The organism is Hymenobacter properus (genome assembly GCF_015694735.1).
Lineage (GTDB): Bacteria > Bacteroidota > Bacteroidia > Cytophagales > Hymenobacteraceae > Hymenobacter > Hymenobacter properus.
In genome coordinates, this window is sequence record NZ_JADQDP010000003.1 from 934,148 (window position 1) to 951,215 (window position 17,068).

General features: G+C 62.4%; 15 protein-coding genes. 7 read left to right on the forward strand and 8 right to left on the reverse strand.

Translation table 11 applies throughout. The annotated features are described in order from the left end of the window. Positions 1 to 68 precede the first annotated feature (68 nt). Together tatC and I2I01_RS15845 are read left to right on the forward strand one after the other, a co-directional pair. Positions 69 to 929: a twin-arginine translocase subunit TatC gene (gene tatC / locus I2I01_RS15840; RefSeq protein ID WP_211537986.1), complete on the forward strand. Its 861-nt coding sequence runs from the start codon at positions 69 to 71 to the stop codon at positions 927 to 929. 259 nt (positions 930 to 1,188) lie between these two features. Next, complete coding sequence (locus I2I01_RS15845) at positions 1,189 to 3,144, forward strand: ATP-binding protein (protein WP_196287437.1); 1,956 nt, start codon at positions 1,189 to 1,191, stop codon at positions 3,142 to 3,144. 8 nt (positions 3,145 to 3,152) lie between these two features. Here the strand turns inward: I2I01_RS15845 and I2I01_RS15850 are convergent, their stop codons facing one another. Both I2I01_RS15850 and I2I01_RS15855 read right to left on the reverse strand, forming a co-directional pair. Then, on the reverse strand, positions 3,153 to 4,388 hold the full coding sequence (locus I2I01_RS15850; protein ID WP_196287438.1) for a transglutaminase domain-containing protein: 1,236 nt from the start codon (positions 4,386 to 4,388) through the stop codon (positions 3,153 to 3,155). Positions 4,389 to 4,582: 194 nt separating this feature from the next. Next, the gene (locus I2I01_RS15855; RefSeq protein ID WP_196287439.1) at positions 4,583 to 6,217 is read right to left on the reverse strand and encodes an NADP-dependent glyceraldehyde-3-phosphate dehydrogenase; all 1,635 of its coding nucleotides are present in this window, start codon (positions 6,215 to 6,217) and stop codon (positions 4,583 to 4,585) included. Positions 6,218 to 6,365: 148 nt separating this feature from the next. On the opposite strand from I2I01_RS15855, the gene I2I01_RS15860 reads away from it, so the two are divergent. Together I2I01_RS15860 and I2I01_RS15865 are read left to right on the forward strand one after the other, a co-directional pair. Next, positions 6,366 to 6,794 carry a hypothetical protein gene (locus I2I01_RS15860; protein WP_196287440.1) on the forward strand — a complete coding sequence of 143 codons (429 nt, stop codon included), beginning with the start codon at positions 6,366 to 6,368 and terminating at the stop codon, positions 6,792 to 6,794. 138 nt (positions 6,795 to 6,932) lie between these two features. Next, a complete protein-coding gene (locus I2I01_RS15865) occupies positions 6,933 to 8,396 on the forward strand; it encodes a hypothetical protein (RefSeq protein ID WP_196287441.1) in 1,464 nt (487 codons plus the stop codon). A 105-nt stretch (positions 8,397 to 8,501) separates the two neighbouring features. On the opposite strand, the gene I2I01_RS15870 is transcribed toward I2I01_RS15865, so the two are convergent. From I2I01_RS15870 to crtD, 4 genes are all read right to left on the reverse strand, one after another. Beyond that, entirely contained in the window at positions 8,502 to 10,229 is a 1,728-nt protein-coding gene (locus I2I01_RS15870) for a M28 family metallopeptidase (protein ID WP_196287442.1), read from the reverse strand. Positions 10,230 to 10,266: 37 nt separating this feature from the next. Then, positions 10,267 to 10,881 (reverse strand): TetR/AcrR family transcriptional regulator, encoded by a 615-nt coding sequence (locus tag I2I01_RS15875; RefSeq protein ID WP_196287443.1) that lies wholly within the window; start codon positions 10,879 to 10,881, stop codon positions 10,267 to 10,269. Positions 10,882 to 10,987: 106 nt separating this feature from the next. After that, positions 10,988 to 11,686, reverse strand: a complete 699-nt coding sequence (locus I2I01_RS15880) for a carotenoid biosynthesis protein (RefSeq protein WP_196287444.1) — start codon at positions 11,684 to 11,686, stop codon at positions 10,988 to 10,990. An 89-nt stretch (positions 11,687 to 11,775) separates the two neighbouring features. Then, the gene (gene crtD / locus I2I01_RS15885; protein WP_196287445.1) at positions 11,776 to 13,287 is read right to left on the reverse strand and encodes a 1-hydroxycarotenoid 3,4-desaturase CrtD; all 1,512 of its coding nucleotides are present in this window, start codon (positions 13,285 to 13,287) and stop codon (positions 11,776 to 11,778) included. A gap of 138 nt (positions 13,288 to 13,425) precedes the next feature. Between crtD and I2I01_RS15890 the strand changes: the two genes are divergently transcribed. Beyond that, positions 13,426 to 13,635: a hypothetical protein gene (locus I2I01_RS15890; protein ID WP_196287446.1), complete on the forward strand. Its 210-nt coding sequence runs from the start codon at positions 13,426 to 13,428 to the stop codon at positions 13,633 to 13,635. Positions 13,636 to 13,673: 38 nt separating this feature from the next. Continuing rightward, the gene (locus I2I01_RS15895; protein WP_196287447.1) at positions 13,674 to 14,570 is read left to right on the forward strand and encodes a prohibitin family protein; all 897 of its coding nucleotides are present in this window, start codon (positions 13,674 to 13,676) and stop codon (positions 14,568 to 14,570) included. Positions 14,571 to 14,704: 134 nt separating this feature from the next. Here I2I01_RS15895 and I2I01_RS15900 read toward each other — a convergent pair whose 3' ends face one another. Further along, on the reverse strand, positions 14,705 to 15,901 hold the full coding sequence (locus I2I01_RS15900; protein ID WP_394369282.1) for a class I SAM-dependent rRNA methyltransferase: 1,197 nt from the start codon (positions 15,899 to 15,901) through the stop codon (positions 14,705 to 14,707). Between the two features lie 83 nt (positions 15,902 to 15,984). Here I2I01_RS15900 and I2I01_RS15905 point away from each other — a divergent pair, with 83 nt between their 5' ends. Next, positions 15,985 to 16,455, forward strand: coding sequence for a GNAT family N-acetyltransferase (locus tag I2I01_RS15905; protein ID WP_196287449.1), 471 nt, complete (start codon positions 15,985 to 15,987; stop codon positions 16,453 to 16,455). Between the two features lie 100 nt (positions 16,456 to 16,555). Here I2I01_RS15905 and I2I01_RS15910 read toward each other — a convergent pair whose 3' ends face one another. After that, on the reverse strand, positions 16,556 to 16,996 hold the full coding sequence (locus I2I01_RS15910; protein WP_196287450.1) for an SRPBCC family protein: 441 nt from the start codon (positions 16,994 to 16,996) through the stop codon (positions 16,556 to 16,558). Between the last annotated feature and the right edge of the window lie 72 nt (positions 16,997 to 17,068).

The following is a 17,068-nucleotide window of genomic DNA, read 5'->3' on the forward strand; positions in this document are numbered from 1 at the left end:
CGCTGCGCTCTGCATGACGTTCTTTCGGCTCACTGCTTCCCCTCATTAATTCCCTCTGATTTCCCTCCGTGCAACCTCAACAACCTAACCTCTCGGGCGAACAGCACGAAATGTCCTTTATCGACCACCTGGAGGCGTTGCGCTGGCACATCATCCGGTCGGCCATTGCGGTGGTCGTGTTCACGACTGCCGCGTTTTTTGCCAAGGACTTCCTGTTCCACGACGTGATTCTAGGCCCATCGCGGCCCGATTTCTGGACCTACCGCATGTTCTGCAAGTTCGGCAACTGGGTGCATGCGCCGGACTTGTGCATCGATAAAATCGGTTTCGTGATTCAGAACCGGCAAATGAGCGGGCAGCTCACCATGCACATCAGCACCTCATTCATGGCGGGCATCTGCCTGACGTTTCCGTACCTGTTCTGGGAGCTGTGGCGCTTTGTGAAGCCCGGCCTGTACCCGCACGAGCGGGCCAACTCGCAGGGGGCCGTGTTCTTTGTGTCGGTGCTGTTTGCGTTGGGCTTGCTGTTCGGCTACTACATCGCCGCGCCGCTGAGTATCAACTTTCTGGCCGGCTACGTGGTAGACCCCACCATCGAAAACCAGATTGACATGCAGAGCTACCTGAGCACCCTAAGCACCATGAGCCTCTCGTGCGCTTTCGTGTTCGAGCTGCCCATGATAGTGTTTTTCCTGGCCAAGGCCGGCCTCGTATCGCCCGAGCTCATGCAGATGTACCGCAAGCACGCCATTGTGGTCATCCTCATCATCGCGGCCATCATCACCCCGCCCGACATTTCGGCCCAAATCATCGTCACCATCCCCATCATGCTGCTCTACGAGCTCAGCATTCACATCGCCCGCGTGGTACGGCGCGGCGACGCCGCCCGCCTCAACGCCAAGCTGGCCCGCGAGCAGGCTGGGCAGTAGCGCTGCTAAAAGCACCCCTAAGTTGTACGCATCTGCCCACCATAGGGGCGCGGCCTAAACTCGGGAAATTGCATCAGTCTTTCTAAAAATAAATTTTAGAGGGGGAGGCTGTATGCATTATATGGCTAAAATGAAATCCTGGGCCTGTTTTGGCCTAATTTTGCCAATTGCGCTTCTCAAAAATTTACAACCTGAAATATTTTGAAATAGCATTAAAGCATGAATATTGGCTGACTTGTGCGTATCTTTGACTAGCACTATGCAGCCCTTCATGACCCGGCCCGGATTTTTGCTGTTTTGGCTACTCGCCTTTGGCTGGCTGGCGCTGCCTGTCCGTGCGCAGGCTGCCGACCAGGCCCTGCCGGCGCGCACCGAAGCCCTGCGGCAAAAGCTCTCAACTCCGCTGCCCGACACCACGCGGCTGCGCCTGCTCAACGCCCTGTGCTATGCCTTGCACAACGAGCAGCCAGCACGCGCCCTGCCCTATGGCGAAGCCGCAGTGGCCCTGGCTCGCACGCTGCCAGCCAACGAGCAGGGGCCACCGCTGCTGCGGAGCCTGTTGGTGCTGGCCAGCTGCTACGCCAACCTATCGAACGGGGCCGAGGCGCTGCGCCTACTCAGCGAAGCGCAGGAGGTAGCGCGCCGCCTGAAAGACGTGGACGGCCTCACCCGCACGTATACCGCGCAGGGCAGCGTGTACCACGAGCGGCGCGATTCTACTACGGCCTGGCGCCACTACCGCAAGGCCCTGCGCCTGGCCAACCAGCCGGGCGTGCGGCCCAGCACCCGCATGCGGCTGCTGGGCAACGTGGGCGGGCTGTTCTTTTATCGGCAGCAATTCCCGCAGGCCCTGCACTACGACTCGCTGGCCTTGGGCCTGGCCCGCCGCGAAGCCGATTCGACGGCCGAGGCCAACTACCTTTCCAGCCTGGCCACCTACCAGATGCGGGTGGGCAACATGGGCCGCGTGAAGCGCCTGCTGACGCAGGCACTGGCCATCAGCCGCCGGCAGCACGCCCTACGCAGCCAGGCCAACCAGCTTGTGATGCTGGCGATGTACTACATCCAGATGGGCGAGCCCGAGCGCACCGACGCCGCGGCCCGCGAAGCCCTGCAGCTGGCCCGGCAGAGCGGTTACCTAGAGCGCGTGCTCGACGCCTACAGCATCCTCTCGGCCGAGGCCGCCGACCGTGAAAACTACAAGCAGGCCTACGAGTGGAACCAGCGCTACGTGGAGTTGAACGACACGCTCAACAACCGCCAAACCGCCCAAACGCTGGCTGCGGCGCAGGTCAGTTCCGAAGCGCAGGAGCGGGCCCGGCGCCTGCGCCAGCTCACCGAGCAGCACGACGTGCAAGTGGAATACAGCCGCGTGCTGATTGGGGCCGTGGTGGTGCTCACCCTGGCGCTGCTGGTGGCCGCGTACTTCTACCGCAACCTGCGCCGCAGCCGCTCCGAACTGGCCGCCAAAAACCGCGACTTGGAGAAGGTATCGGTAGAGCTGCGCAGCGTGGCCTCGTTTAAAGACAAGCTCTACGCCATTGTGGCCCACGACCTGCGCGGCCCGGTCACGGCCTTTGCCGGCGTCACCAGCCTCATCGACTCATACATCGCCCAGAACGACCAGGCCGGCCTGGCCCGCCTGCCCGCCATGGTGCGCCAGGCTGCCGATAGCCTCAACCACTTGCTCGACAACGTGCTGAACTGGGCCGTGAGCCAGACCGGCGAGCTGGAGTGCCGCCCGGCGCCCATCCTCGTATCGGAGCTGTTTGCCGAATGCCAGGCCCTGTACCAAACCACGGCCGCCGCGAGTTGGCAGCACATCACCATGGCCTCCCCCGACGGCCTGCGCCTGATGGCCGACCGCAACATGGCCCGCACCATCCTGCGCAACTTGGTAGGCAACGCGCTTAAGTTCATGCCCACCGGCGGGCACGTCCACCTCGAAGCAGCCCCCGACCCCGACGACCCCCAAATGGTGCTCATCAGCTGCACCGACACCGGGCCCGGCATGAGTGCGGCCACCGTGGCCTCGCTCATGAGCGGCCCGGCCCTGCCCGAGCCCACCCCCACGCCTAAGCCCCGCGCCACCGGCCTGGGCCTCGGCCTGGCCCTGAGCCGCGCCTTCGTACACCGGCACGGCGGCACCCTCGTCATCCAGAGCCGCCCCGGCGCCGGCACCAACGTGACCGTCAGCCTGCCGGCGGCGAAATAGCGGATTGGTCAGGGCTTTTGCCAGAAGGCCGCCGCGTTGCTGGTGTTGTAAAGCGTGAAGCTCGTGGGGCCGTCCTGCGTGTGGCGGACGGCCGGCTTGGTGGTGCCCACGGCCGCTGGCAGTAACGTGACGTACTGCAGGTTTTTGCTGCCGGTGCGGGTTTCTAGGTCGTACTGGCTGCTCACGGGGCATTGCAGCTTGTAGAGGTTTTTGGCCATATACTGGTAGAGGTAATCCTCTTTCGTTTTCGATACTTTGTGGTTCCAGTTGGCGGTGGGGTTCACCAGCAGGGGGCGGCCGTCGATGAGCCGGGCGCGCACCTCCTCGATGCTCAGGAGCTGGCCCTGTTCGTTCATCACGTAGGCGTCGTTGGTGGGGTCCATCCACAGCCATTTCTGCTGGGTTGTCGAGTACACGGCGTTGATGACGTGGCTGTCGTAGTCGGTGCTGTCTTTGGGCATACAGCCCACAAACCGCGCTTTGTAGCCCATGGCCAAATAGGCCTCGTTGAGGATGGTGGCCAGGCCGCGGCAGTTCAGGCCGCGCTTTTCGGCGCGGCACACGCGCAGCAAATCCTGGGCGTTGCGCACGGCCGGGTTTTCGTGGTTGCCGTCGTGCGGCACCTGCTCGTGCACCCAGTGCAGCAAGTTGATAAAGCGCGACACTTCGTTGCCCTGGCCGGCAATGGAATCGAGCTTGTGAGTTTTGCGCAGCGCCACTAGGTGCGGCTCCTCGGCGCTTTGGTAAGTGAAAGTGGGCAGCGGCCGGCCCTCGTTGGAGGCGTAGCTCCGGGCCTGCTGCAGCACGTAGATGAAATCGCCGTGCTCCCGAATGAGGGCCATTTGCTGCTGAAAATCTTTGTCGTTCCGAATCAGGTCCAGGTCGCTGTCTACCTTGGCGTGGCTGTAGTTCTGGTAGCCGTGCGCCACCGCGTGCCGGAAGCTGAGCAACGCGTTGGGCTTGTCCTTCAGCAGGGCGTAGTAGCAGGCGCGGTTGTAATCCACACTGGCCAGAGCGCTTCGAAAGAGCTGCTTGTCAGATGGTCCTAGGGCGTTGTACTTCATTTCCCACTCCGGATAGCGACTCAGAATCTGGCGGTAATCCTTGGCCGCCGACAAACCCTGGATTTCCTTAAAGAAGACCGTGCAGTAGGCATCAAACGCGGCGGTGGACGGGGCCTGCTGGGCACGCAGCGTCAAACTAAGTAGCAGAAAGCTGGCAAGGAAGGGTAGGAGGCGGCGCATGGGATTGGCGGTTGAAAAAGCTATTGCACAAGATAATGAGCGGCAGATGCAGCACAACGGTTCGGCGTTGCTTGTTGGTATTGAAGCAACGCCGACGATTACCGCCGCCTTTAGCTCACAGCCATAAAAAAAGCGGAGGCTGCGCAGAAACGATTCCTGCACAGCCCCCGCTTTTTGCTTAAGTAGCCCGTTGCTTACAGAATAAAGCGCGTGCTCAGAAAACTGCTTTCCTGCCCGTCCACAATTTCGTTCAGTAGGTGCTTGTTGGCGTCCGTCATCTTGGTTGCCACCACGGTGCGGATGCTGAACGAGCGCAGGGCGTCGTACACCGAGAGGGTGCCCTCGGCCGAGTCTTTGCGGCCGGTGAAGGGGAAGGTATCGGGGCCGCGCTGGCACTGGGCGTTGATGTTGACGCGGCTCACCTGGTTCACCAGCTGGTCGATGAGGTCGGCCACTTCCTTCGATTCGGAGCCGAAAATACTCACCTGCTGGCCGTGGTCGGAGTCAATAATGTACTGAATGGCCTGGTCGACATGGGCGAACGAAGCCACGGGCACGATGGGCCCGAACTGCTCCTCGCGCCACACCTTCATGCCTTCCTGTACCGGAAACAGCAGCGCCGGAAACACCAGCGGCCCGGCCGCCGTGCCACCGCCTTCGTTCACCACGCGGGCGCCCTTGGCCTGGGCGTCGGCAATGCACTCGGCCAGGTAGTCGGGCTTCTGCGGCTCGGGCAGGGGCGTAATGTTCACGCCGGCATCCCAGGGCATGCCGGGCTTGAGCTTGTTGATTTCGGTGGCGAGGCGCTGCACAAAATCCTCGGCAATGGTCTCGTGCACGAAGAAGATTTTCAGGGCCGTGCAGCGCTGGCCGTTGAAGCTGAGGGCACCCAGCACGGCTTCTTTCACGGCCACGTCGAGGTCGGCGTCGGGCATCACGATGGCGGCGTTCTTGGCGTCGAGGCCCAGGATGGCGCGCAGGCGGTTGCTCTTGGGGTGCATTTTCTTGAGCGAGTCGGCCACGCGGCTGCTGCCGATGAGGCCTAGCGCGTCAATCTTGCCCGAAGCCATGAGGGCCGGCACCACGGTGTTGCCGCGGCCGTACACGGTGTTCACCACTCCTTTCGGGAAGGCTTCGGTGAAAGCCTGCAGCAGCGGGTAGTGCAGCAGGGCGCCGTGCTTCGGGGGCTTGAAGAGCACCGTGTTGCCCATGATAAGGGCCGGGATGAGCATGCAGAACGTTTCGTTCAGCGGGTAGTTGAAGGGGCCCATGCACAGCACTACGCCCAGCGGCGAGCGCCGAATCTGGCCGATAATGCCTTCCTCAATGGTGAAGCGCGAAGAGTCGCGGTCCATGTCCTTGAGGGCGTCGATGGTGTTGCGGATGTAATCCACGGTGCGGTCGAACTCCTTCTCGGAGTCGGCGGCCGACTTGCCGATTTCCCACAGCAGCAGCTGCACGATTTCGGTTTTGCGGGCCACGATGAGGCGGGTGAATTTCTCCACCGCCGCAATGCGGTCGGCTACGCTCATGGTGGGCCACTCGCCGCGGCCGTGGTCGTAGGCGCGCACAGCGGCATCGAGGGCCTTGAGGGCTTCGGCCTCATCGAGCAGCGGGTAGGAGCCGATGACGCGGGGCTTCAGGGAGCCGTCGGGCTGGCGCTCGAACAAGGGCGATACCACTTCCTGCGTGGGGCCGGCCCACTCGCGCAGCTCGCCGTCGAGCAGGTACTGGCGCTGGTGCAGGGGCTCGGGGCGGCGCCAGGCGTCGGGAATGGCCGCCGCATCAGGCGGGAACAGTTGGGTCAGGGTTTCGGTGCTTACAGCCATAATCGGGGCAAAAAGTGCGGTGCGAACCTACGCACAAGCGTATAGGCACGGAAATGTTGGCCGTTTCGGCGCCTTTCCACGGGAACGTTTGCGTGGCGCGCTTGCCCGTAAAAACGGCTCTATTTTTCTCGAAATTATTTTTCCGCTCATGTCGCTTCACCTACTTCTGCTGCTCAATTTCGCCGTCGCCGCCTGCCTCACCGGCCTCATCTGGATGGTGCAGGTGGTGCACTACCCCAGCTTCGGGCTGGTGCCGAAGGACGCTTGGGTGGCCTTTCACCATGCCCACACCCGGCGCATAGGCCACGTGGTGATGGCACCCATGGTGCTGGAGCTGGTCCTGGCCATCTGGCTGGCCTGGGCCGGCCGCGCCGCCTTGCCCGGCGGGGTCGGCTGGTGGAGCCTGGGGCTGGTGGCCTTGGTTTGGGCGGCCACCTTCTTCATTTCAGTACCCTTCCACAACCGGTTAGAAAAAGGGTTCGACTACATCGCCATCGACGGCCTCACGCGCACCAACTGGCTGCGCACGCTGGCCTGGACGGCGCGGGCAGTGTTGCTTGGGTGGCTGCTGGTGTAATGACAGTGTAACGATGAGCTGGCGCGCGTCAGAGACGCGCGCCAGCAGCTTCCATCGCGCGCAGTTGTGAGAAGGTCCTTTGCGGCGCTCCGGATGACAGGCGAATTCAGCGCTATTTTTAGCAGCATGAAGCTGCTCTTGTCTCTCGTTCTTCTGCTGGAAAGTTTTTCTCTTTGCGCCCAACAGTCTACAGCCGCCAACTCCGGTCCAGCCGTCAGCGTCGAGGTGAGCCGCACGCACGCGCTGGTGCGCTTTGTGGAAACATTGGCTGGCGGCAGCAACAGCTACCGGGGAAGTAGGAAAGTGTTCGAAACCAGTCGCTTCAATACTCCCGCCGCCCGTCGCTGGCTGCGGCGCTACCAAAGCCTCGACCGCGACCCGGGCTTCGACCGCGACGGCTACCCCGCCGGGCGTCTGGGCAGCGTGGGCTCCATTGTGCCCAGCTACCTGGCCGCCAGCGCCGACGCCCAGGACCTGCCCGACCTGCAGCGCCGCACCGCCGGCCTGCTGCCCAACGAGGTGCTGGTGAGCCTCGACAGCGTGTACCGCTATTTCACGCCGGCCTTCGACACCCTGGCCTGGCAACCCTACGCCGCGGAGCTGGGTCGCCTGCGCCCCGCCTACGCCGAGTTTTTGGCCAAAAGCCAACTCATGGATAAGTTCGGGCAGCTGCGCATTTTCTACGGCAGCGTTTGGCCCGACGACCTGCCCTACCGCGTGCTGCTCACCCCGCAGCTCGACGCCAAGCCGGGCATGGGCGATTTGACCTTTACCAACCACGCCACCGCCACCGGCAACCTGGTGCTACTGGACTGCCATCCCAGGTCGCGCACGTTTGTGGACGGCACGGCCGTGGTGTTTCACGAAATGAGCCACACCCTCTCCACGCAGCAGCGGCTGGGATTGCAGCAGCAGCTCGAAGGCTGGTACCTGCACCACCCCTCGCCTAACGGCCGCTACGCCTACAACGTGATGGAAGAAGCCCTGGCCACGGTGGCCGGCGAATGGATTTACGCCCAGCAAAAGGGCCGCCCCGAAAGCGGCGAGTGGTATTTTGACGACTACATCAACCGCTACGCCAAAGCCCTCTACCCGCTGATGACAGGCTACGTGGAGCGCGGCCAGACCATCGACAGCGCCTTCGTTAACCAAGCAGTTGGCCTCTTCGACCAAACATTTCCGCAGGCTGCTACAAGCTATGTAAACCTGTTTCGCAACGTGCTATACTGGACCAATGCCGACGACTTTCAGGCCACCGTACAGCCCTTCCGCGACCGGTTCCGGAGCACATTCACCTATTCCACAACACCCATTCTGAATTCGGCCAAAGCCCTGAGCCGGGCCCAGAGCGGCGAGGTGCTGCCCGTCATTCTCGTCACCCGCGAGCACAAAGCCACCCTGCGCTACCTGCGCGACAACCTGCCGGCCCTGCGCCGCCAGCGCTTGCGCCCCGAGCAGGGTTTCCTGCTGAGCACTACTGGCCCCAGCGGCCCGCTCATCCTCGTCAACGCCCACGGCCCCGCCCAGCTCACCGCCGCGGCTAAGCTGTTGGAGCAACAGGGGCACTTGGATGCGAAGACGCCACTGGTAGAGCTGAACTAGCAAGCCCGTCATGCTGAACGCAGCGAAGGACCTTTTCACGTCAGAACTCAGTGTTTTAAACGTGAAAAGGTCCTTCGCTGCGCTCAAGATGACAGAACCAGGGGATTACTTGCTGGCCATGCTCTTCTCCCGCGTGGCCTTGAACTCCGAGCCTTCTTTCCACTTGGGGAAAGTGGTTTCGCCGGCCAGCTTCTGGCCTACTCGGAAAAGGAGACGGGCGTCCTGGGCGGCGCCGCGAAGGTCCCAGCTAGGGTCGTACTCGTCGGAGGGCTGGTGGTAGTTTTTCTCCTCGAAGTCCTTGCGCTGCTGTTCGGCGTAGGCCTTGCCGTGCAGGCGGCTGTCGTATTGCCCACTGGCGTAGAGGGCCGGGATGCCCACCTTGGCAAAGCTGAAATGGTCGGAACGGTAGAAGCTGCCGGTTTCGGGGTGCTGGTAGGGGATGATGTACCGATTCTGCTCTTTGGCGGCCGCGCGGGCATAGTCGTCTAGCTCCGACTGGCCGTAGCCCGTGATGGTCACGTCGCGCATCGGTCCGAAGGCCAGCAGCTCGTCCATGTTGATGTCGGCCACGGTATTCTTCACCGGGAACAACGGGTGCTGGGCGTAGTAATCGGAGCCCAGCAGGCCCTGTTCCTCGCCCGTCACGGCCAGGAAAACAATGCTACGGCCGGGTTTTTCCTTGGCTTGCACGAAGCCGTTGGCAATGGCCAGCAGGGCCGCGCAGCCGCTGGCGTTGTCCAGCGCGCCGTTGTGGATGGAGTCGCCGTTGATGGCCTTGCCGATGCCGAGGTGGTCCCAATGCGCCGAGTAGATGATGTACTCTTGGGGCCGGGTGGCGCCCGGCAGCACGGCCACCACGTTTTTCGAGGCCTTACGCGTGATTTTGTTGTGGATGGTGGTGGTCAGGTTCAGGCCCAGCGCTGTGCCCTTGAAGCCTTTTTTATTGGCGGCGGCATAGGCTTGGTCATAGTTCTGACCGGCGGCCGTGAACAGGCGCTTGGCCGCGTCCAGCGTTATCCAGCCTTCCAGCGACACTTTGCTGGCGCCGTGGTCGGCGGTTTGGGGGCGCAGCTTGGCACCGCCATTGCTGCTCTGCACCACCGTCCAGGGGTAAGACGCGGGGGCCGTGTCGTGGATGATGAGCAGGCCGGTGGCGCCGTGGCGGGCGGCTTCCTCGTACTTGTAGCCCCAGCGGCCGTAGTAGGTCATGGCCTTGCCCTTGAACATGGTGGTGTCGTTGCCCGCGTTGCCGGGGTCGTTGATGAGCACCACCACGGTTTTGCCCTTCACGTCGAGGCCGGCGTAGTCGTCCCAGCCGTATTCGGGCGCCGTCACGCCGTAGCCGGCAAACACCAGCGGCGAATTCTTGATGGCCACCGTGGGCTGCTCGTGCTCCGTCAGGAACATGAAGTCGTCGCGATACTTAAGCGTCAGGTTCTTGCCGTTGCCCGTCACCGTCGCCACCGGGTCGGGCGTGCCCACAATCTCCACCAGCGGCACTGCCTGGAAATAGCTGCCGTTAGCGCCCGGCTTTAGCCCCAGTTTCTTGAATTCCGCCGCTAGGTAGTTGGTCGTTTTCTCCTCACCCACGGTGAACGGCCGGCGCCCCTGAAACTCATCCGAAGCCAGCACCTTGATGTGCCGGGCCAACAGTGCCGGCGTGATGCCGTCGTTCGGGGCGGGCACGCTGGCCGTGTCCGTCGATACCGTTTCGTTGCGGATAACGGTGCGGGAGTCCGTTTCTGAGTCCGTCGATTTTTTGCCCTGACAGCTCGCCAGCAGCAGGCCCGCCGCGGCCGGCACCAGCCAGCCGCCCCATGAGGATAAACGCATGTGTACAGTCGATTAGGCCCGACCGGGGCCGGGACGCCTACAGCCGGGCAAAATGCTCGGCCGCAATCCGCGCGCCTTCGTCGGTGCAGATGCCGCGAATGTAGTACAGGAAGATGCTGCGGAACACCTCGCGCATGTTGTAGCGGTCGGGCGGGAACACCTGCGGGTTGAGCAACAGGTTCAGCTGCTCAATCAGAATTTTGGTAACCAGCTGAATGTTAATGTCTGACCGGAAGAGCCTGCTACGAATGCCGTCGTTAAGAAGCTGCTGCAGCTGAGGCGCCGAGTAACTGTTGAGGTGGTCCATCACCGCGTCCCAGGTTTGCGGAAAGCCGGTTTGCAGGTCCACGTAAAACTGGCCGGGCACCGAGGCCAGGTCGCGCAGGCCCAGCTGCAGCAGGCCGTAGAGGCGCTCCACGGCCGTGGTGTACTGCACATACAGTTCCTTGTGCTCGCGCTTCTGCCGCTCCATGTCGGCCAGAATGGTATGGTGCACCAGTAGCTCGCGACTGGGGAACTGCGCCGTGAGGCCGGCCTCGCTGGTGTGCAATGCCGTGGCCAGCACTTCATCGGAAGCGGTGTGCAGGCCGTAGCGGTGGAAGATGGGCATGGCCGCTTCGAGCGAGGCGGCGGTAAGCGTAAAATCGGACATGGGTAAGCGGAAAGGAACGCGAATTAAGGCCCGAAAACCGCAGAAGCCCGCGCATTAATTCCCATTAGACGCTGAAATCTGCCTCCTGCCGCGTCTATTCCTTGGCTTATTGAAAAGCGCCGAGCAAGAAAAAGAACAACAGCTGCGTGAGGTACACCGTAGGAGCCAAGGCGTTGTACTTGGGGAACTGGGCGCGGTTGAAAAACATCTGCAGGATGCAAGCAACGATAAACCAGTCGCGGAAGTTTTGCAGCGGAATCACGTTGGCCGTCCAATGCCAGAAGTCGTAGGTGCCGGCCACCGGCTCCAGGCAAGCATCGAAGCCCACCATGAGCCCGGCGGCCAGCAGGATGCGCGGCAGCTCGGGCAGGGGCAGGTAGCCGGCCAGCATGCCGCACACATACGTCATCACCAGCCAGTTGAGGCCGATGAGGGGTGGCACGCCGTTGAGCGGCATGCCGCCCAGCGAGGCCTTCTCAAACAGCTTAAAGCCCAGCGTATCGCCGTAGGTGTAGTGCCCAAACAGCCGCCCGTTGCTGTTCACCCCAATAAACTCGACCGCAAAGCCCAGCAACAGCACCGTGATGCAAAAACTCCAGAAGCTGGCGTTGCGCTTCCGCTGGAAGCCCAGGAGCAGCAGGGCCGAAAGCAGTAGGGTGAGCGGCGTGAACTGCAGGTAAAAGCTGGGGTCTTTCGAAAAGGCCAGCCCAATGAAGCCCGTGACGTGGAACAGCAACACCAGCCCCTGCGCAATGCGGAGCCGGCGGGTTTGAGCGGCCGCAAGCGGCTCGTTGGAATCAGGCATACAAGGGTAAACGGAATAAGGGATAAGCTGGCCGGTAACGGAGGGACGACGGAATCGGGGCCCGTTCCTTATTCCTTGTTTCCTTTCCTTTATCCCTCATTAATTAAAGTCGAAACGATTTTGGCCGACAGCAGGCAGAGCGGAATGCCGCCGCCGGGATGCACCGAGCCGCCGCAAAAGTACAGCCCCTCCAGCCGCCCCGAAAAATTGGGGTGGCGCAGGAAAGCCGCCAGCGCGTTATTGGAGGAGCTGCCGTAAAGCGCGCCCCCGAACGACGACGTATCGGCGGCAATGCCCGGCGGCGTCCACACTTTTTCGGCGGCGATGAGTGGCGCCACGTCGGTTCCCAGCGCCTGGTTCAGCTTACGGAGCACGGCGGCGCGGGTTTTTTGGGTGAGGGCGGCCCAGTCCTGACCCTGGTCGTGGGGCACGTTCACCATCACAAACCAGTTTTCGTGGCCGGGTGGGGCGTCGGTGGGCGTTTTTTTGGAGGTGATGTTCACGTACACCGTCACGTCGTCGGCCACCGTTTTCTGCTGGAAAATGGCGTCGAATTCTGCCTTGTAATCGGTCGAGAAGAAGATGTTGTGCACGTCCAGCTCGGGAAACGCGCGGCTGATGCCCCAGTAAAAAATCAGGGCCGAGGAGGAGCGGGGCTGGCTAAGGGTGCGTTCCGGCGCGGGCTGGCCGGGCAGCAGGCGCCGGTAGGTGGGCACCACGTCCATGTTGCTCACCACCCGGCCAAAGTCGTACACGTCGTGCGCCGTGCGCAGGCCAGTCACGCGCTTTTCGGCCACAATGATTTCCTCCACCGCCTCGTTGTAGCGAAACTTCACCCCAAACTCCTCCGCCAGCCGCACCAGGCTTTCGGCAATGGCATAGATGCCGCCCTCCGGGTAAAAAGCCCCAATGCCGTGCTCCAGGTGCGGAATCATGCTCAGCGTGGCGGGCGCCTGGTAGGGGTCGGAGCCGTTATAGGTGGCGTAGCGGTCGAAGAGCTGCACGAGGCGCGGGTCCTGGCCAAACGCCTGCTCGTGGCGCTGGTGCATGGTGCCCAGCAGGCCCAACTGCGGCAGGGCGGCCACGGCTTTCAGCGTTTCGGGGCTGAGGTAGGTGCCGGCTTTGTGCAGTGATTTGTGCAGGAAGGTGCCCGCCGTGGCGTCGTAGGCCCGGCCCGCGCGCTGCAGAAACCGGGTGACTTCTGTGGCCGGAGTGCCCAACTTGGCCTGTACCTCGGCGGCAAATTGCGCAGCATCGGCCCAGGCGTGAAGGCGGGTGCCGTCGGCAAAAAAGTAATGGGTGATGGGGTCAAGCCGCTCGTAGCGGAAGTACTCGGCCGGGTTGCGGCCCGCCAGCCGGAAAATGTCGTCCACCAGCTGCGGCAGGGTGAAGAGCGACGGACCCGCATCGAAGCGGTAACCACCCGGCAGCGTGAATTGGTGCATCTTGCCCCCAAACGTGGGCCCGGCTTCAAACACCGTGACCGGGTGCCCGGCCACCGCCAGCCGCGCCGCCGCCGCAATGCCGGCAATGCCCGCGCCAATGACGGCCACGGGCTGCTTGGGCGCAGAAGGTTTGTTTTTGCGAAACACTGCGGGCATAACGCGCAACTGGTGGGCAGATGTTTTGAAGCCGTGCAAAATAGCGCACTGCGCAAAGCAAGGACGAGCCTTGTAATGCCCGGCAAGAACGCGCGATACAAGTCAATGAAACGACTTTTCATTTCAACTCTCCGCGCCATGCCCGCCAAAACTGCCTTCTCGCTGCGGCCTGTGTTCTGGCTGCTGTTTTATTTCGGCCTGCTGCCCTGGGCCGGCACTCGCTGCCTGGACTGGCTAAGCCGGCCTTCTGACTGGTTGCTGGGTTGCGGCCTGCTAGGCTTGCTGCTATTAGCCGCCGGTGTCGTTCTTTCGCTGCGCCAAGCCAGCCGCGCGCTCTGGCGCTACTGAATTTACCTTACTTACACCTTTTACCTGCAATAACCTAAATGGCCGATTATCAATTTACTCCCGGGCGAAACTGGCTGAAACCGTTGCTGTTCCTGGGACTTTTCCTGCTGGTTCTCGTGGGCGGCTGCAGCCTGATTAAAGTGGAGCGCATAGACGCGGGCAACGTGGGTATCAAGGTCAATTTGGCCGGGGCGAGCCGCGGCGTCGACGACATCACCTACACCACGGGCTGGGTGTTCTACAGCCCGCTGAGCACGGCAGTGCACGAGTTTCCCATTTACACCCAGCACAAAGAGTACGAGGAATTTGAGGTGCAAAGCAAGGACGGCTCCAGCTTTGGCGTAGCACCCAGCCTCAACTACTACATCCAGTCCGACAAGGTAGACGACATTTTCCGGCAGTACCGCCGGCCGCTGCCCGCCATCGAAGACGGCTTCCTCAAAACCGACGTGTACGAGGCCTACCGCGTGGCCACCAACCGCTACACCGCCGACAGCCTCATCAGCAACCGCGGCACCTACGAGGCCCAGGTGAAGGCCAACCTCGTGGGCCAGCTACAGGCGCTGGGCTTTATCGTGCAGCAAATTACCACCAAGCTGGAACCGCCCGCCAGCCTCAAAGCCGCCATCGACGCCAAAAACACCGCCGTGCAGACCGGCCTGCAAACCGAAAACCGCATCCGCCAGGCCGAAGCCCAGGCCCGTATCAATATTGCCGAGGCCGAGGGCCGCGCCAAAGCCATCCGCATCGCCGCCGATGCCCAGGCCTACGCCAACGAAAAGCAGCAACAGTCGCTCACGCCATTACTGGTGCAAATGCGCTGGATTGAAGCCTGGGAAAAAGGCGGCAGCAATGTGCCCACCTATACCTCCGGCGCCGGTGGCAGCCAGTTTTTGCTGCAAATGCCCGCGCCGGGCGCGGCGGGGAATAAGTAGCGGGAAAACCTATTGAATAAACTGCCCGCCTGTCATCCTGAGCGCAGCGAAGGGCCTTCTCACGTCAGAATTTTCTAGCGTGAGAAGGCCCTTCGCTGCGCTCAGGATGACAGGCGTTTTTTGTTTAATACTCCTTACTCCACCGCCAGCACAAGCCCTTTTAGGTAGGCGCCTTCCGGGTGGAACAAACTTACCGGATGGTCGGCTGGCTGGGTGAGGCGGTGCAGGATGCGCGCCGGCCGCCCCGCTTCGATGGCCGCTGCCAGCACCGCGCCCTCGAACAATTCGGGGCTTACCACCTGCGAACAGCTGAACGTGAACAGCAGCCCGCCCGGGGCCAGGTGCGCAATGCCGGCCGCGTTCAGGCGCTTGTAGCCCATGAGGGCGGCGTGGCGGGCGCCCATGTGCTTGGCAAAGGCGGGCGGGTCGAGCACCAGCAGGTCGTACTCGGCCGAGTGGTTTTTCAGAAAGCCGAGCACGTCATCGGCGTAGGCGGCGTGGCGGTCGGCGTGGTGCGAAAGCTCGGCGTTGCGCTCGGTGAGGGCAATGGCTTTCTTGCTGCTGTCCACGGAGTGCACCAGTTCGGCACCAGCCTCCAGGGCATACACCGAGAAGCCGCCGGTGTAGCAGAAAGTGTTCAGCACGCGCCGGCCGGGCGAGTAGCGGGCCAGCAGGTCGCGGTTGTCGCGCTGGTCGATGAAGAAGCCGGTTTTCTGGCCGGTTTCCCAGTCCACGGCGAAGCGGTGGCCGTTTTCCTGCACCACGTGCTCGGTGCCGTTGCTCTCGCCGAAGAGGTAGCCGTTCTTGGCGTCGGGCGCGGCATTGCCGGGAATGGTTTCAGCGCTCTTGTCGTAAATGGCGCGCAGCCGGTCGCCAAACACCACGCGCAGGGCCGCCGCAATGTCGGGCCGGGCGCGGTACATGCCGATGCTGTGGGCCTGCACCACGGCCACGTCGCCGTACACGTCGATGATAAGGCCGGGCAGGCCGTCGCCCTCGGCGTGCACGAGGCGGAACACGTTGGTGTCGGCCGTGCCGGTCAGGCCCAGGCGCTGACGCAGGCGATAGGCGTTGCCCAGCTTTTCTTCCCAATAGGCTGCCGTGGGCAGGGTAGCATTAGTGCCAAAATCGAGCATGCGCACGGCAATGGAGCCGCCGCCCGAGAAGTGGCCTACGCCCAGTAGTTCGCCGCTGGGGGTTTCCACGCGCACGGGGTCGCCCTCGCGTGGGTCGCCGTGCACGCGGGCAATGGCGCCCGAAAACACCCAAGGGTGGCGGCGGCGCAGGCTGTGGTCTTTTCCGTTTTTGAGGACGATAGTGGCGGGATTCAGCATAATACTGCAAAGGTACGGCCCGCTGTGTGCGAACTTTGCAGCTACTTATCCGCTGTCCGCTATTTCCCCAATCCCACCCAATGCCCACCGGCGTTTCCATTATTGATTTTGAGCCCGCGCACCGGGCCGCCTTCGAAGCCCTCAATGCCGAACTGGACTACGAATGGATTACCCGCTACTTCTACATTGAAGGCGCCGACCGCCAGCCGGTTGACAACCCGCAGCAATACATTGTGGAGCGCGGCGGCCACATCCTGATGGCCGTGTGCGACGACGAAATCGTGGGCACCTGCGCCTTGGTAAAGGAACACGACAATGTGTATGAGCTGGCCCGGCTGGCCGTGGCACCCGCAGCGCAGCGCCGCGGCATCGGCTGGGCGCTGGGACAAGCCATGCTGGGCAAAGCCCGCCAACTGGGCGCACGCCGCGTCGAGGTACTCACCATTTCAACCCTGCTCCCGGCCCTGAAGCTCTACGACAAGCTCGGCTTCCGCGCCGCCTCGCTCATGCCCGAGCAGCCTGGCGACGTGCGCATGGTGCTGGATTTGTAATTAAAGTAGTAAGACGTGAGTAATAAGTAGCAAGACAGCGTATGGCATGGAATGAGGCTGACGTATAGCATCTTATTGCTTGTTACTTAAGTCTTGCTACTCATCGAAACCACCTCCGGTAAATAGGCCGACGCCAGGCAAACTGCGCCCACATGGCCGGGTACAGCAGCCGGTCGAGCCAGGGCGAGGCGGTGCGGTACTCCAGCGCATCCACGATGATGCAAGAGCCGCCGGGCCCCGGCTGTAACAGGTGGCGGTGGCGCCAGTAGCGTAACGGCGGCGGCACAATCTGGCCTTCGTCGATGAAGAAATGCGTGCCGTCAGGCAGCACACCGTCGTCCACAATCAGCGAGGTCCAACGTAGCTTCTTCACCACCGTGTTCAGTTCAATCTCCACCTCATCACCGGTGCGGCAGCCGTCGAACCGCAGCACGCGCATGGTGGGAAACGGCGGCGCCAGCGCCTCAAACAGTGCGCGCGTAAAGCCGGCCATTACCTGAGCCGGGGACTTGGGCACGGTGGTTCGGAGGGTGAGAAGCATGGTTTTGGTTGTTTGTTGCAGGTTGTCCGTTGTCAGGATTCAGAAGCCAAGCGACCCAGAATTGTTACTGAC